16 protein-coding genes are annotated in these 15,716 nt (G+C 43.5%); 7 read left to right on the forward strand and 9 right to left on the reverse strand.

Going from position 1 to position 15,716, the window contains the following annotated elements; genetic code table 11:
* The first annotated feature begins 433 nt into the window (after positions 1-433).
* Positions 434-859, forward strand: a complete 426-nt coding sequence (locus tag ABXT60_RS05965; protein ID WP_443631827.1) for a copper chaperone PCu(A)C — start codon at positions 434-436, stop codon at positions 857-859.
* Positions 860-875: 16 nt separating this feature from the next.
* On the opposite strand, the gene ABXT60_RS05970 is transcribed toward ABXT60_RS05965, so the two are convergent.
* Positions 876-1,448, reverse strand: a complete 573-nt coding sequence (locus ABXT60_RS05970; protein ID WP_443631828.1) for a 5-formyltetrahydrofolate cyclo-ligase — start codon at positions 1,446-1,448, stop codon at positions 876-878.
* A gap of 149 nt (positions 1,449-1,597) precedes the next feature.
* On the opposite strand from ABXT60_RS05970, the gene can reads away from it, so the two are divergent.
* Complete coding sequence (can, locus tag ABXT60_RS05975; protein WP_443631829.1) at positions 1,598-2,227, forward strand: carbonate dehydratase; 630 nt, start codon at positions 1,598-1,600, stop codon at positions 2,225-2,227.
* Positions 2,228-2,291: 64 nt separating this feature from the next.
* On the opposite strand, the gene ABXT60_RS05980 is transcribed toward can, so the two are convergent.
* The 6 genes from ABXT60_RS05980 to kynA all read right to left on the reverse strand — a co-directional run bounded on the left by ABXT60_RS05980 (position 2,292) and on the right by kynA (position 8,635).
* Positions 2,292-3,905 (reverse strand): GMC family oxidoreductase, encoded by a 1,614-nt coding sequence (locus ABXT60_RS05980; RefSeq protein ID WP_443631830.1) that lies wholly within the window; start codon positions 3,903-3,905, stop codon positions 2,292-2,294.
* 64 nt (positions 3,906-3,969) lie between these two features.
* Positions 3,970-5,181 carry a mandelate racemase/muconate lactonizing enzyme family protein gene (locus ABXT60_RS05985; protein WP_443631831.1) on the reverse strand — a complete coding sequence of 404 codons (1,212 nt, stop codon included), beginning with the start codon at positions 5,179-5,181 and terminating at the stop codon, positions 3,970-3,972.
* A 135-nt stretch (positions 5,182-5,316) separates the two neighbouring features.
* The gene (cysQ, locus tag ABXT60_RS05990; protein ID WP_443631832.1) at positions 5,317-6,105 is read right to left on the reverse strand and encodes a 3'(2'),5'-bisphosphate nucleotidase CysQ; all 789 of its coding nucleotides are present in this window, start codon (positions 6,103-6,105) and stop codon (positions 5,317-5,319) included.
* A complete protein-coding gene (locus tag ABXT60_RS05995; RefSeq protein ID WP_443631833.1) occupies positions 6,102-6,413 on the reverse strand; it encodes an adenylyl-sulfate kinase in 312 nt (103 codons plus the stop codon). Before ABXT60_RS05995 ends, cysQ begins: the two co-directional genes overlap by 4 nt.
* Positions 6,414-6,464: 51 nt before the next feature.
* Complete coding sequence (kynU, locus tag ABXT60_RS06000; RefSeq protein ID WP_443631834.1) at positions 6,465-7,700, reverse strand: kynureninase; 1,236 nt, start codon at positions 7,698-7,700, stop codon at positions 6,465-6,467.
* An 83-nt stretch (positions 7,701-7,783) separates the two neighbouring features.
* The gene (kynA, locus tag ABXT60_RS06005; RefSeq protein WP_443631835.1) at positions 7,784-8,635 is read right to left on the reverse strand and encodes a tryptophan 2,3-dioxygenase; all 852 of its coding nucleotides are present in this window, start codon (positions 8,633-8,635) and stop codon (positions 7,784-7,786) included.
* Between the two features lie 107 nt (positions 8,636-8,742).
* Here kynA and ABXT60_RS06010 point away from each other — a divergent pair, with 107 nt between their 5' ends.
* Positions 8,743-9,648: a LysR family transcriptional regulator gene (locus ABXT60_RS06010; protein ID WP_443631836.1), complete on the forward strand. Its 906-nt coding sequence runs from the start codon at positions 8,743-8,745 to the stop codon at positions 9,646-9,648.
* Positions 9,649-9,712: 64 nt separating this feature from the next.
* On the forward strand, positions 9,713-10,816 hold the full coding sequence (locus ABXT60_RS06015; RefSeq protein ID WP_443631837.1) for a phosphoribosylaminoimidazolesuccinocarboxamide synthase: 1,104 nt from the start codon (positions 9,713-9,715) through the stop codon (positions 10,814-10,816).
* A gap of 57 nt (positions 10,817-10,873) precedes the next feature.
* Here the strand turns inward: ABXT60_RS06015 and dapA are convergent, their stop codons facing one another.
* On the reverse strand, positions 10,874-11,740 hold the full coding sequence (gene dapA, locus ABXT60_RS06020; RefSeq protein ID WP_443631838.1) for a 4-hydroxy-tetrahydrodipicolinate synthase: 867 nt from the start codon (positions 11,738-11,740) through the stop codon (positions 10,874-10,876).
* 207 nt (positions 11,741-11,947) lie between these two features.
* Between dapA and ABXT60_RS06025 the strand changes: the two genes are divergently transcribed.
* From ABXT60_RS06025 to ABXT60_RS06035, 3 genes are all read left to right on the forward strand, one after another.
* Positions 11,948-13,267, forward strand: a complete 1,320-nt coding sequence (locus tag ABXT60_RS06025; RefSeq protein ID WP_443631839.1) for a uracil-xanthine permease family protein — start codon at positions 11,948-11,950, stop codon at positions 13,265-13,267.
* A 202-nt stretch (positions 13,268-13,469) separates the two neighbouring features.
* Positions 13,470-14,138: a GntR family transcriptional regulator gene (locus ABXT60_RS06030; protein ID WP_443631840.1), complete on the forward strand. Its 669-nt coding sequence runs from the start codon at positions 13,470-13,472 to the stop codon at positions 14,136-14,138.
* A 7-nt stretch (positions 14,139-14,145) separates the two neighbouring features.
* Positions 14,146-14,628, forward strand: coding sequence for a methylated-DNA--[protein]-cysteine S-methyltransferase (locus tag ABXT60_RS06035; RefSeq protein ID WP_443631841.1), 483 nt, complete (start codon positions 14,146-14,148; stop codon positions 14,626-14,628).
* A 180-nt stretch (positions 14,629-14,808) separates the two neighbouring features.
* Here ABXT60_RS06035 and ABXT60_RS06040 read toward each other — a convergent pair whose 3' ends face one another.
* Positions 14,809-15,702, reverse strand: a complete 894-nt coding sequence (locus ABXT60_RS06040; protein ID WP_443631842.1) for a DMT family transporter — start codon at positions 15,700-15,702, stop codon at positions 14,809-14,811.
* Positions 15,703-15,716 lie beyond the last annotated feature (14 nt).

Here is a 15,716-nt window from a genome sequence, read left to right on the forward strand (position 1 = left end):
GTGTTATTTGTTCTTGACATCCCTAACTCATTGAAACTTATAGCGCGGGTTGTGCACATTTTTCAAGCCCCAGCATAAAACCCATTAATTCCTTAAAAATATCTCAACCTAACAGATTGACATTGATAAGATGTTGATTTAAAAGGATAATTTTTAAGCTGGTTATTTTTTAACCAGTTTGTTAACAAGGCCGATATAATTGGCTTTGAGGCTTTTTTACAATATTTATCAACCGAGTTATCCACAGCGAATGGGGATAAAACTTGGATCCTCTTAAGGCTTAGTGTTTGCTAATACATTAGCTTTAACGCAATTACTAAAATAACTCTATTGATACTATTTATAAGATATTTTTTGCTGATATAATTGACATGGTAAGACAAACGTATTAACCAATGAGATAGACAGCGAAATGAAATTAATGAGATTTTTTTTGATAACTTTGACTATACTGTCAACGAACTCGTATGCTAATCAAGCAGCAACGGACCAAGTTAAGTTTGCTAACGCTTGGGTAAAAAAGCCCATGCCCGGGATGCATATGACAGCAGGGTTTGTTGAAATTGAGAATGTGACTGACTCTAGTCTTCGCTTGGTCGCTGTAAGAACTTCTTTCAGTGCGCACTCAGAACTCCATAGCATGATCATGGTTGATAATGTCATGCAAATGCGAAAGGTCGCAGATGGTTGGCTCATTGCCCCAGGAGCTATCCTAACCTTATCTCCAGGTGGCAAGCATGCCATGTTGATGGGCCTTAAACATACTATGAAAAACCAATCAGAAGTCACACTAGAGTTTAACATTGAAGGTATAGGTTGGGTTGCAGTGCCAGCAGAGGTGAGGGTACCAAAAACTTGAGTGTTGATGCCTAAAATTAAAATCTAGTGACACCCAGCTCAGTCACTATACCGTCTAGGGGCTGGTCATATGGCCCCTTAATGACCTGATCCATCTCTTGCGCAGCATAAGCAATACCGTACACTGATACCCGCTTTTTTTTTCGTAATTTCTCTAACGTCCGATCATAAAATCCACCCCCATATCCAAGGCGAAAACCTCTACTATCAAAGGCCAGTAAAGGTGCCAAAATAACATCAGGTTCTAGTTCTGTTTTATCTTTACTTGGCTCAAGGGTTCCAAAGCTAGCATTTTGCAACTCGTCCCCTGGGCACCAAGTGCGAAAAACAAGTGGTTTTTTGGCCCCAAGCATGACTGGTAATACCATTCTATGCCCAAGAGAATGCAGTGTGTTTAACAACGGTACAGGGTCAAGCTCATCACCTAACGGCCAATACACTGCCACGATTTGGGCATGTGGCAGTATATTTGCGTCTAATAATCGATCACACACTTGCTTACCCACATATGGGTCGACAATAAATGCTTTAGCTCTTTGTTGTTTCGCTTGAACGCGCAATAACTGCTTTTTTTCATCGATAGACGACATTAACTATTCTCTTAAGTAGACACAACAAAGACTTGTTTTGATTATCTGGCTAGTACACACTAGTTTTCTTCTAAAGCATAGTTTTTTCTCACCACCTTGGGTGGTAACATCGTGTTTATCTTACTAATTGGAGTTGTTAGGGTAATTTTATGGCAATTGAAGATCTACTAGACATGAATAAAGCTTGGGCTAAAAAGATAGCTCAGGAACAGCCAGAATTATTTACTACACTGGCTCAACAACAAACCCCAAAGTATTTATGGATTGGCTGTTCTGACAGTCGTGTTCCAGCAAATGAAATTGTTGGTATGTTGCCTGGAGAACTATTTGTTCATCGAAATGTTGCTAATTTAGTCAAACACGTCGATTTCAACTGCCAATCAGTGATTCAATATGCAGTTGATGTGCTTAAAGTTGAGCATATTATCGTTTGTGGTCATTATGGGTGTGGTGGTGTTAAAGTGGCTATGGAGAATACTAACGCGGGTATAAGCGACTATTGGCTAAGGTCAGTTAAAGATATTTTCTTGCGTCATCGTGAAGAGTTGCAAGATTTTCACAACGAAGACGCTTGTCTGAACCGTATGTGTGAAATTAATGTAGTTGAGCAAGTGGCTAACTTGGCCCATAGCAAAATCGTGCAAACAGCCTGGCAAAAAAATCAAACTCTAGAAATACATGGTTGGATATACGGTTTAAATGATGGCGTGATAAAGAATTTGAATGTCAGCCACAGAGGCTTAGATGATATCGATGACATATACCAGGTTGAGGTGTAACTGCTCAATGAGTTAGTTCGGGAAGGTACGCATAAGTGCGTCTATGCATGCTCAGTGATGATCTTTACTTAAAGTCTGGCTTGAGTATTAGGTCGGCCGCTTTAGCTGCCACCATCATTGTGGCAGCATTGGTGTTGCCAGAGGTAATGTTGGGAAACACAGAGGCATCAGCAATTCGCAGGCCTTCCAAACCATGTACTTTTAACTCTGAGTTTACCACAGTGAGTAGTGGGTCTTCGCCCATGGCACAGGTGCCACATAAATGATAAATGGAACTTCCTTCAGTTCGAAAATACGCTAACATCTCGGCTTCTGTTCGCACTTTTTGTGCTGGTTTTTCTTCTTTCACAGTGACGTTTTGCAGCGCTTGAGCTTGGCTTATACGGCGCACTAACTGGCAAGCCTGAATAACTTCTTGTCGATCTTTTTCAGTACTTAAGTAATTAAAGCTCACCAAGGGTGCCTGTTTAGGGTCAATGCTAGCAATGTTGATATGACCGCGGCTAGTAGGTCGGCAGGGATTTACTGCCATTAGGTAACCCGAATAGGGCAACGGTTCTAACTTGGCATTAGGGCTTTGGGGGATTTCATAAGACAGTGGATTGAAATAAACCTGTAAATTAGCATGGGTTTCGGACTCGTTGCCACGAAAGAAACCTCCTGCCTGGTTCACCGCCATAGACAAAGGCCCACTTCGCTTAAACGCATACTCTAGACCCGCTTTTATCTTCCCTGGCCAAGTGCCAAAATCATCATTTAAGGTGGGTACTTTGCTGTGGAAATAAAAGCTCGCACACAGGTGGTCTTGTAGGTTCTGGCCTACGGCTGGAAGAAGGTGTTTTATGTCAATATTATGCTTTTCTAGTAATACTTTTTCGCCCACACCAGAAAGCTGTAAAAGTTTAGGGTTCGCAACGGCTCCAGCACATAGAATGATCTCTTTACGAACATTAACATGTCGTAATTCACCCATGTGAATAACATCTATGCCTTTTATTTTTTTGTCTTTAATTCGCAATTTATGCACGTGGGCATGGGTCCACAAGTCTAAGTTGCTGCGCTTTAAAGCAGGTTTTAAGTAAGCTGTATAGCTTGAGTCACGGCGGCCATTGCGGATATTGGCGTCATAAATTCCTGCACCTTCAAACTGCACGCCGTTAAAATCGTCACTTTGTGGCAAGCCTAGTTGTTGAGTGGCCTGTATATAGGACGTACATATTGGGTGTGCATCTTGGTGCATAGGGGTTATGCCAATAGGGCCAGTGGCACCATGGTATAAGCTTGGGCCTTTAGGGTGTTGTTCTAGTTCATTAAAATAAGGCAGCACCTGATCATAAGACCAGCCGGGATTACCCGCCGCAGCCCAGTCGTCAAAATCCTGAGCTTGACCACGTACATAAATCATCGCATTGATGGAGCCAGAACCCCCTAGGCATTTCCCCCTAGGTACATATAGGGTTCGCCCTTTCATGTTAGGCTCGGGTTGGCTGTGGTACATATAGTTATAACGAGGGTGGTAATAAGTGCTGCCAAACCCTGCAGGCACCGAGATCCATGGGTTAAATAATGGCCCTCCCGCTTCTAATAACAGAACATTATAATGGCCACACCGAGTGAGTTTGTTGGCCAGCACGCACCCAGCAGAACCTGCTCCTACAATGATGTAATCTACTTCCATAACAGGCTACTCCCCACCACCACTTGCGCTTTATACCTTAACATTCAGAGGCTGTGCTCAGGTCTTAGCCAGGCGTATTAGAGTGCTCATTATACACCTTGCTATCCATAATCAAGTGCAAGCGTTTTCCGGTATAAGGGGAATGGGCCTTCACCACATCCATGTTTAGCGAGATACCTAACCCCGGTTTAGCATTGGGAATAATGTAACCGTCTCGCCAATCAATTTTATCCTCAACCACTTCCGCATGGAAACCATCCCAAGTATTAATGCTCTCTTGAATTAAGAAGTTAGGAGTAGCTGTTGCTAATTGAATGCTAGCGGCTGCACCCACAGGTCCATTATATAGATGAGGAGCAATTTGGCAGAAATACACTTCGGCTAAAGCTGCAATTTTTTTAGCCTCTAAAATTCCACCTACACGGCCTAAGTTCATTTGCAAAATAGACGCAGCCTTATGCTTCAAAACGTCATGAAACTCATATTTAGTGGTTAATCGCTCGCCCGTAGCAATTGGAATACTGGTTTTGGCAGCCACTCTTGCCATTGCTTCTGGTTGCCCTGGGGGTACAGGTTCTTCAAACCATAAAGGGTCAAAAGGCTCAATGCGTTGGGCTAAGCGAATGGCAGATGCTGGAGTCATTTGGCCATGGGTGCCAAATAACAGATCACAATTATTACCCACAGCATCACGAATTTTTCGGCAGAAATTTTCGCTTCGTTCTAGAGTAGCCAGTGAAATCTGGTGGCCAGAGTAGGCACTATAAGGCCCAGCAGGGTCAAACTTTAATGCAGTAAAACCTTGCTGCATATTTTTTAGCGCACATTCAACTGCTAAATCGGGGCACTCGTAATCATACTCACCTTTACTATTAGTCGGGTAGAGGTAAGTATAAGAACGCAACTTATCATGAACTTTGCCACCTATTAGCTCATAAACAGGTTTATCAGCCGCTTTGCCAATGATGTCCCAGCAAGCCATTTCTAGACCACTAAACGCCCCCATCATGGTGAGGTCCGGCCGCTGAGTAAACCCACTGGAATAGCATTCTCGGTAAAACCGTTCAATATGATGTGGGTCGTGACCTTTGAGGTAGCGATCAAATACGTCATCTAGCACTTTTACCATCACCTCTGGGTGAAAAGTAGACGCATAAACCTCCCCCACACCCTTAATGCCACAAGTTGTTTGTAGGGTGACAAAAATCCAATACATGCCACCAATGTAAGGTGGGGGTACGGCCACAATGTGGCTTTGCATGGTGGCTATTTTCATAACATGGCTCTGATTTGTTTAATTTAAACGGTTGGCGGCAATATAGCTCTTTTGGGGAATGTTAGGCTAGCTATTTTAATGTTGGTATTATTCAAGGGGCCTAATGGTAAGTAAAAAAAATTATTAAAAGCTGGTTTAACTAAGGCCCATAGCTATAAAGTGAGGGTTTAAAATGTCTCTCTTACCATACACCATAGGCTCACCAGAGGTTTGTTTTACGCTCCCATTAGCCCCTTCTAGCACCGCCTGAGCAGCTGCAGTATCCCATTCGCATGTGGGTGCTAGGCGAGGGTAGTAGTCTGCTAAGCCTTCAGCAATGCGAATAAATTTAAGTGAGCTTCCAGCTTGCAGAAGTGTGGTTGGACCTAATTCGCTAATGAGAATTTTTGTGGCCTCATTAAGGTGGCTTTTACTAGCGAGTACCCTAATGGGACTGTTGGCTTTAACACACTCAATGGGAGTAATAGGGTATGACGTGTTTTGCTCTTGTCTAAAGGCGCCTAGGTATTGGCCACCCCAATAAACAGTATTAGTTATAGGCACACCCACTAATCCAAAAATAGTTTTATTGGCTTCAATTAGAGCTAAGTTAACAGTAAATTCACCGTTCTTATTAATAAACTCTTTGGTACCGTCCAATGGGTCTATAAGCCAGTAAGAGCTATTATTTCTGCCAATATCTAATGATGTAATGTCTTCTTCAGACACTACAGGAATCATGGGTGTAAGCCGTTCTAGGCCTGCTATAAGATAATGATGGGCAGCCAGGTCTGCTGCCGTCACTGGCGACTCGTCACCTTTTTTTTGCACATCAAAGTGGTTGCTATGGTAGATTTTTAATATCACATCACCGGCTTCTTTAGTAAGTTTCACTAAGCCTGCCAATAGTTCTGGGTTGGACATTATTGTTTCAGCATGACTCATTGTTGCAACTCCAATTCTGAGATCACGTTTGCAACAAGTTGCTCTGCAATGTGTTCGGAAGTTAAGACGCTGGTGTCCACTTCAAAATCAGGATTTTTGGGTGCCTCATAAGGGCTATTGATATCAGTAAAGTGTGGGATTCCACCACGCCTAGCCTCGTTATATAAACCTTTTGGGTCACGCTGCTCAGCGACATCTAATGGGGTGTTAACAAACATTTCTACAAACTCTCCATCCTCAAAACGTGCTGTTTCAGCTTCGCGTCTGGCTCTGCCGCCAATGTTGATATACTCTTTTTTAGTTATCATAAATACATTTAAAGACATGTTTTAGCGATTCAATCTAATTGAATAAAAAGGTTAGGTAACAGCTTGTTGTTGCAAAAACTGGGGCTGGTTCCAGCTCTCATTCGACATGATATCCACCAAGGCATCCACTGTGTCCCAAAGGTCTACATACCTCAAGTACAGTGGTGTGAAGCCAAAGCGAAGATTATCTGGGGCTCTGAAGTCACCCACAATATTACGTGCTATTAAGGCTTGAATAATAGCGTAGCCTTGAAGGTGAGTTAACGACACTTGGCTGCCACGGTGTTCATCGTTTGTTGGAGATCCTATTATAAACCATGGGCAGCGTTGTTGGATTAACTCAATAAACAGTTTGCCCATGTGCATAGACTTGCTTCGCACTGCCTGCATATCAACCTCCAACATCAGGTCTAAAGACACCTCAAGTGCTGCATTGGCTAAAACAGCTGGGGTGCCACACATAGCTTGTTGAATGCCTGCTGCACCTTCATAGTCATCTTCAAAATCAAACGGCTTGGCGTGGCCTATCCAGCCAGTCAGAGGCTGTTGAAATTCTGCTAAATGGCGTTTAGCCACGTAAACAAAAGCTGGCGAACCCGGTCCGCCATTGAGGTATTTGTAGGTGCAGCCTACTGCGAGGTCGGCACTAACATGATCTAAGCAGATAGGCATGGCACCTACTGAGTGAGATAGGTCCCACATCATTAAAGCGCCACTTTTTTGCGCTAGCTCAGTAACACTGGCCATATTCCACATAGCACCTGTCTTAAAATGTACATGGGTTAATAATACTAACGCAGTGTCGTCATCAATGGCATTTAGTACTTGGTCTCTGGGTAGGGCAACAACCTGAACTTGGTCACCCAATAACTTAGCTAAACCCTGCAACAAATAGAGGTCTGTAGCAAAATTGCCAGTTTCAGTAATAAGCTTACTGCGACCAGGGCGCATTTTAACGGCGGCGGCGGCTAACTTAAAAATATTCACCGAAGTAGTATCGCATACTAACACTTGTCCCATTTCCGCACCTACTAAACGGCCAATTTTATCGCCCAGTTCTGTGGGCTTTTGCATCCATTGATGACAGTTCCAGCTGCGAATTAGATCCACACCCCATTGCTGCTGTATCACCTCACTAACATGGCTTGCAGTTGCTTTAGGCAATACACCAAGGGAATTACCATCTAGATAAATAAGGCCATCCTGCAGGCTAAACTCACTCCTCATAAATGCTAGTGAATCATTTAGATCTAATATTTCAAAGGTTTCTCGGTTTAATGAGGTCATACTGTAGCTCTTTTTAGTGGTCGACATTTATCAGTTTTCAGTTGGCACGTTAATAGGTACTAACCAACGTAATTGTATTTGATTTAAAGGCTTGTACGAACAGACCAAAGCTCTGGGAAAAATTCTAAAGACAGGGCTTTTTTAAGATAGCCTACTCCAGATGTCCCACCAGTGCCGTGTTTGTGGCCAATAATACGTTCTACAGTTTTTACATGGTTAAAACGCCACTGTTGAAAGTGGTATTCTAAGTCTACTAATTTCTCGGCTAATTCGTATAAATCCCAATAAGTTTCCGTGTCTTCATAGACCTTTTGCCACGCAGCTTCAACCTGCTTATTTGGCGTGTACGGTTGTGTCCAGTCTCTTTCAATTTGGCCTACTGGAATATCAAAACCCCGTTTTTTAAGTAGCTGAAGACAAACATCGTACAAACTAGGTGAATTGAGAATGGCACTCAAATGTTGGTAGTTTTTAGGGTGATTTTTATGAGCTTCAATTAAGGCGACGTTTTTATTGCCCAATAAAAACTCTAGCTCGCGGTACTGAAACGACTGGAAGCCTGAACTTTGCCCCAGGCTGTCTCTAAAGCTAGCGTAATCTGCTGGGGTCATGGTGACTAAAACTTCCCATGCATTAACCATCTGCTGTTGTATGCGAGCAACGCGTGTGAGCATCTTAAAAGCAGGCCGTAAGGTGTCTTGAGCAATCAACTGGGCTGCGCCGTGGGCTTCATGCAGACAGAGCTTCATCCATAGCTCTGAAGCTTGGTGGATAACGATAAATAACATTTCGTCATGGGCGTCACTAAGAGGGTTCTGTTGCTCTAAAAGACTTTCTAAACCAAGGTATTGGCCGTAACTAATGTCTTGCTGCCAGTGAATGTTTTCATCGCTGACGTCGATGGCACCAGAGGCGTATGGGCACTTGTAGGTCATGGTTGTTCCGTGTGGGCGTTTTTTATAGTGTAGGGTGTATATTTTTTGAAGTAAATGTCATAATTTGAGTATTAAGTATGAATTAAATGCATACATTGGATAGGGTAATGGCGATTAAATTAAGTGTTAGGCAGTTGCAAATGATTCGGGCTTTAGAGATAGCCGGCAGTGTGTCAGGTGCTGCAGTGGCCTTGCAGGTAAGCCAGTCGGCATTGAGCCATCGCATACGCGAAGCTGAACGGTTGTTAAATACTGCTTTATACACTAGGCAAAATAAAAAGCTAGTCGCTACGCCGGCAGGCCTAAGAGTACAGTTTGCTGCACGCAGGGTTCTATCGGAGTTAGAGAGGGCAGAGCAAGATGTAGCACAGATGAGTGGCGGAGTAACAACCACTGTGCGCTTGGGTTTGGAGGCGTATGCCCCCCACCACTGGTTGCCTGAGTTGTATCAACAGCTAACTATTAATTGCCCACACATCGGTCTAGAAATTGCGGCTGATGTAGGGTTGAATCCTGAGTCAGCATTACGCCAGCAAGCCATTGATATTGCGGTGGTTTCTGGGGTTTCACCAGCAAGTGATTTTAATTGCATTCATTTGGGTGAAGACCCACTGGTGGCATTAATGGCCAGTAATCATCCGTTGGCGTATCACGCTCGATTACTACCGCAGATGTTTGCCGATTTTCCTTATGTGGCTTATCACACAAACCCAGAGCAAGGGCGAGAGTATGATCTGGTGTTTCGGCGTCACCATGTGCTGCCCAGCAATGTAATCAGTGCTGGAGTTACTGAAGCAGTATTAAACATTGTAAGTGACAGCCAAGGTATTACTATTCTTCCTGCTTGGACTGCTTTGTCGCAAGGGCCAAAATATGGGTTAGTGACTCGTCCGATAGGTGATGGTGAACTAACCACTCAGTGGTACCTTGCTGGGTTGCACCAAGTGGCAAATAGAGAAGCTATTCTAGAGGTCATGCAGATGATACAAAATATAACCGACTTTGGTGACTAATGGCTGCACCTAGTGAATAATTTAGGTAAAATGCGGGTTCGCTTTATCTGAGAACACACTCTATATGTCTGCTTTTCATAACGTACTTGCCACCAATGATGACTTGCCCATTACTACAGATTTACCTGTTCACAGTGGTAAAGTGCGCAGTGTTTATTGGTTGAACAACAAGCAAAGTAAGCGTTTGATTGCTGCCAAAGGTTACAATGTTGCTGCTGATTCACCTTTGGCAGTAATGGTTATTAGTGATCGAATTTCTGCCTTTGACTGTATATGGCACGGTGAAGGGGGATTGCAAGGTGTCCCAGGCAAAGGAGCCGCACTCAATGCGGTCGCTAACCATTGGTTTGCTCGCTTCCGTGATGCTGGCTTGGCAGACAGTCATATTGTTGATACTCCGCACCCGTTAGTATGGATTGTACAAAAAGCTAAACCAGTAATGATAGAAGCTATAGCACGCCAATACATTACTGGGTCTATGTGGCGGGCTTATGCTGGTGGCGAAAGACAATTTTGTGGTATTACTTTGCCAGAAGGCTTGCAACAGAACCAGTGTTTGCCAGAACTGCTTATCACTCCTTCTACAAAAGGTATTCTTAAGGGCATACCTAACGTGCCAGCGGCTGATGATGTTAACGTCAGTCGAGCAAATCTGGAAGCTAATTATGGAGCCTTTAATTTTGCTACTCCTGCCGATATTAACCGTTATGAAACCTTATTGCGCGATGGGTTCTCGGTCATTAGCCAAGACTTAGCAGCCCAAGACCAAGTGTTTGTCGATACCAAATTTGAGTTTGGCTATGTAACAGACGCCAACGGTGAGGAAAAGTTGATTTATATGGATGAAGTGGGCACACCAGATTCATCTAGAATCTGGGATGGTGCAGCTTTAAGGGCAGGTGAAGTTGTGGAAAAATCTAAAGAAGGATTCAGACAGTTCTTGCTTAACCATTTTGATGATGCCGACATTCTGCTTAACAAACAGCGCATGCTTGAACGTTCAGCTTTGGCAGCCAACAATGCCCTGCCTTTGCAAGCGATGCAAGATATATCGGACACCTATATAGGTATCGCAGAAAAAATTACAGGCCGCAAGCTAGATGTTAGCCAGCGACCTAAAGAAGAAATTATTGCTGTGTTAGACCAAGAGTACGGTTTGATTCGCTAGGTTTCAGCCATTAATTTGCGTTACTACGATCATTAGAATAACGCAGCAAATTACACATTAACCCATCAAATGCTGCAAGCTATCCAGTGTGCCCTTACTCTTCGCGCTGAGGGGCATTATTGGCAAGCGGGTTTCTTCGCTACACAACCCCAATAATGACGCAGCATACTTCACGCCTGCTGGGCTAGGTTCGTTAAATATGGCCGCATGTAACGGTATGAGTTCATCGTGGATGCGCTTTGCCTCCTGATAGTCACCCTGAAGACAGGCTGTTTGCATCGCTGAACAGCGGCTGGGTGCAACGTTGGCCGTGACAGAAATGCACCCGTTACCACCCACTGAATTATATGCAACAGCTGCTAAATCGTCACCAGACAGGTAAGAAAAATTATTGCCTAGTGCCATGCGCTCTAGGCTAATACGCGAAATATCACCAGTAGCGTCTTTTACACCCACTACATTGGGCAGGGCTGCAAGTTTTGCCATAGTCTGTGGCTCTATATCAACAATGGCCCGTGGTGGAATATTATAAATCACCATGGGAATATCTACGCCGTTGGTGATGTACTCAAAGTGAGCATAAAGACCATCTTGGTTAGGGCGGTTGTAATAACCAGCGACACATAATACGGCATTTGCACCTAACTCTTTAGCGTGGCGCGCATAAGCTAAAGCTTCTACAGGGTTGTTAGACCCAGCTCCTGCAATAATAGGTACGCGGCCATTATTTTCCTCAACCACAATTTCTACCACTCTTTTGTGTTCTGTTTCTGACAAAGTGGGTGATTCACCTGTCGTTCCAACAGGCACTAAACCATGAGTGCCTTTGTCTAACTGCCAGTTTACAATGCGGCGCAGAGCGGCCTCATCTAATTTGCCATTGATAAAAGGGGTAACTAATGCGACGTATGAACCACTAAACATTGAGGTGTCTCCTAAGACTGAATGCCTAATTTTAAACCTATGTTGGGGGTATCAACAAGCCTACAGTAAGGCTTATTTTGTAACCGCTATACATTAACTATAAAAGGTGACATTATATTGTTAACAATCTGCTATCTAAGGGCAGCTTGTTTAACTTATTAAAACAATAATTAGAGATTTAATCGTCTCAACAACAGAGAGAATAAAATGACAAAATCAAATCCCTCCGTTTACAGCGATGCAAACGAGACCCCACCTATGAATGAAGCGCTGCCATTGGGGATGCAACATGTTCTTGCAATGTTCGCTTCCAATGTAACACCTTCAATTATCGTTGCTGGAGCAGCTGGTTTGGCTTTTGGCGGTGCTGAACAAGTGTATCTAATTCAGATGGCAATGTTATTTGCAGGTATTGCAACCCTTTTTCAAACGGTTGGCCTTGGCCCCATTGGAGCTAGGTTGCCAATTATGCAAGGAACAAGTTTTGCCTTTGTTGGCGTACTTGCCGGTATTGCTGCAACTCAGGGCCTTAGTGTTGCCTTGACCTCTTGCATTATTGCAGGCTTGGTTCACTTCGCTTTGGGCTCAATTATTGTCAAAATTCGTAGTTGGTTCCCTCCTTTAGTTACAGGTTTGGTTATTTTGGCAATTGGTCTGTACCTTATTCCTGTCGGCATTAAATATGCTGCCGGTGGCGCCGCTGACTTTCAAATGGCCGCAGATAGTTTCGGATCCTTAAAACATTGGTCTGTTGCGTTAACTGTTATTGTTGTGTCCTTGGTGATTAAGTTTAGAACCAATGGCATTTTATCAAATGCGTCTATTTTAATTGGTCTTGTCGCTGGTTATGTTTTGGCTTACATGCTCGGAATGGTGTCATTTGGCGGTGTAGCAAAGGCGAGCTGGATTACTGGCCTACAAGTTTTGCCCTTCGGCTTTGAATTTAACTTAGGTGCTGTTATCGGGGTGATTTTGGTGTCGATTGTATCAGCAGTAGAAACTGTGGGCGATGTCTCAGCAACCACTAAAGCCGGTGCTGGCCGCGAAGCTACAGATGCTGAAATCTCTGGAGCGACTTATGCAGATGGATTGGGTACAGCTGTTGCTGGTGTGTTTGGTGGGTTGCCAAATACATCGTTCAGCCAGAATGTGGGCATCGTCAGTATGACCGGTGTCATGAGCCGTCACGTTGTGACTATTGCTGGTGTAATAATGCTACTTTGTGGTCTGTTACCTAAGGTTGGTGCGACGATTGCTTCAATGCCTTTCCCTGTGCTGGGTGGTGGCGTGATTGTAATGTTTGGCATGGTTGCAGCGGCAGGGATGAATGTTTTGTCTGAGGTATCAATGAATCGGCGGAACATGATTATTATTGCAATATCACTGACGGTTGGTCTAGGTCTTAACTTGGTGCCAGGTGCTGTGCAACATTTGCCAGGTATTTGGAAAACTCTCGCTACATCAGCGGTTGCCCCAACGGCATTTCTTGCAATTGTATTGAACAAGGTTCTGCCAGACGAAGCCTAAGCCACATACCAAGATAGCGCCTCAAATTATTTAGGGGTGTTATTAACGTTAAGCATAGTCCGAGTCATTGGTGGTCCTAAAGTGATCAATTTAAGCACTATTAAGGGTGGGCCTAAAGAAGGCTCACCTAAGCTTACTTAAGTATAAAAGGGTAACTAAGGTTGCCCTTTTTTGACTTAAATTCAGGGAATTAGGTATTAATATGGGCGCAAAGGAAACTGTCGCTATTGAAGAAAATATTGTGGATGCCATTGTTAATGATGTCATGGAACAACGTATTAAACCTGGCACACGGTTGAGTGAAAAGTCTCTGTGCGAGCGCTTTGGTGTTAGCAGAATGTATGTAAGGAGAGCGCTACTAACCCTAGCCAACAAAGGTATTGTAGAGCTACAGGCTAATAAAGGGGCCAGTATTCGTAGGCCAACTTTGCAGCAAGCAGTTATCTTGTTTGAAGCTCGACGGGCCATTGAATCTATTATTATTAAAGGTGTAATAGAACAACGAAATGAAGCCGACATTGTTAAACTCAACACCCATATGAAGCTTGAAGAGCAAGCCTTTATTGCAAATGACCGTTATGAGTTGATTAGATTATCTGTTGAGTTTCATTTACTCATTGCTAGTTTCCAAAATAATCATCTGCTCACGGGCTTTATGAAAACGCTTGTTACAGAGTCGAGCTTAATTACGGGGATGTATGGCCAGCACAGTTTTTCTAACTGCCCTCCCAGCGAACATCGGCATTTAGTAGATGCAATAAAAAGCCAAGATCAACAGTTAGCATTAGACTTGATGTTAGCGCATTTAAACCATATTGAGGCTGATTTGGCCATCAGCCCTGCTAGTGGTTTAGACATAAAAACATATTAGGAGGCGAATGATGTCACTTGAGTACACCTACATGGACTCTCCCGTAGGGCAGTTGATGTTAGTTGGTGAGGGTGAGGTATTACATTACTTGAGCTTGCCAAGTGGCAAAATGTATTTCAAGCCTAAGCCCTATTGGGACTATCATGCAGCCGCACTTAAGCAAGCTCGACATCAAATAGATGCCTATTTTGCGGGGCAATTAAAAAAGTTTGATGTGGTTTTAGCACCCAGTGGCACACATTTTCAAATGCAGGTATTGGGTGCGCTTCAAAAAATACCCTTTGGACAAATGCGTAGTTACAAAGATATAGCACACGCCATTGGCCGTCCCAAATCAATGCGTGCTGTAGGCGCTGCCAATGCACGGAACCCAATTCCATTGATTATTCCATGCCATCGCGTGGTAGGCGCTGATGGCAGTCTTACGGGTTTTGGTGGTGGTATAGATACCAAGGCTTTTCTGCTGCGCTTAGAAGGTGCAATACGATAGAGCTTTTCCAAGTTCATAAGCTAGCCCCCGGTTTGACTTAGCAGCATTTTATGTGATTTTCCAACGGTAATACTTTCGGGGGCTCAGAGGCGCCGGTGGGCTTATGGTCATTTATGGAAGAGGTGGGGTTATTTGAAACGATGGCAAGAAACCTTGGCTTAAATTTTTGATGTCACTGAATTATACTGCGCTAATGTCTTTTAAATTAGGTTTATCAGGTTTGGGCTGTTTGAAATATACGTAAACGCCAAACAGAGTTACAGAACTTCCTACTAGTTGCCAAAATGTAAGAATTTCACCGAGAAGAAGGTAGCCAAAAATAAAGGTGTAAATGGGTTGTAGTAATATAAAACCAGCCACGCGGCTCATTCCATGGCGATGAATTAACCCATACCAAAGACTGTAGGACAAAATGGAAGAACACAATACGACATAAAATAAGGTCATAATAGTGATTGTGGTGAACTGTGGCAAAATGGGAGTGTCATCTGCCTGCAATAGATAAGCTGAAAAACACAAGGGTGCAGTAATAATAGCAATCCAAAATTGAATGGAAAGCACTGATAACTGTTTTAATTTACGGATTTGAATATTGCCAATGGCCCACATAAACGTGCTTAATACTATAATGAGCATGCCCCATTGAAGATCACTTTGCCCTGATAATAAGGTGGGGAGCATGGCGCCTAAGGTGGCTATAATAATGGCTAGAGTTTGTATTTGAGTAATGCGCTCGTTAAGAAATAAGTAACTTAATAAGGCAGAGAATGGCGCAGCTAATAAAAAGCAAACACTGGCAACCACGCCTGGAACAATAGAAAGACCCACCGCTAAGAGGTAGAAGTGCCCAAGACCCATCACTAAAGCAATAGGTAATAGTGGCCGTAACTGAGTCTTGGATATTTTAACGAAGGGTAATAGCACGATAGCGAGTAATAAAAACCGTGCTGAGGTAAATAGTAATGGGTCCATATCAGTAAGGACAGCTTTCATGCCGACCATGTTAAAGCCCCATATGGCAGTCACTAAAATAGCAACTAAGGAAGGTTTTCCTAACCAATCAATGTGTTTCATGCCGGTTTATTTGC

This window comes from Candidatus Njordibacter sp. Uisw_056, from assembly GCF_047730085.1.
In the GTDB taxonomy this organism is placed as follows: domain Bacteria; phylum Pseudomonadota; class Gammaproteobacteria; order Pseudomonadales; family Balneatricaceae; genus Njordibacter.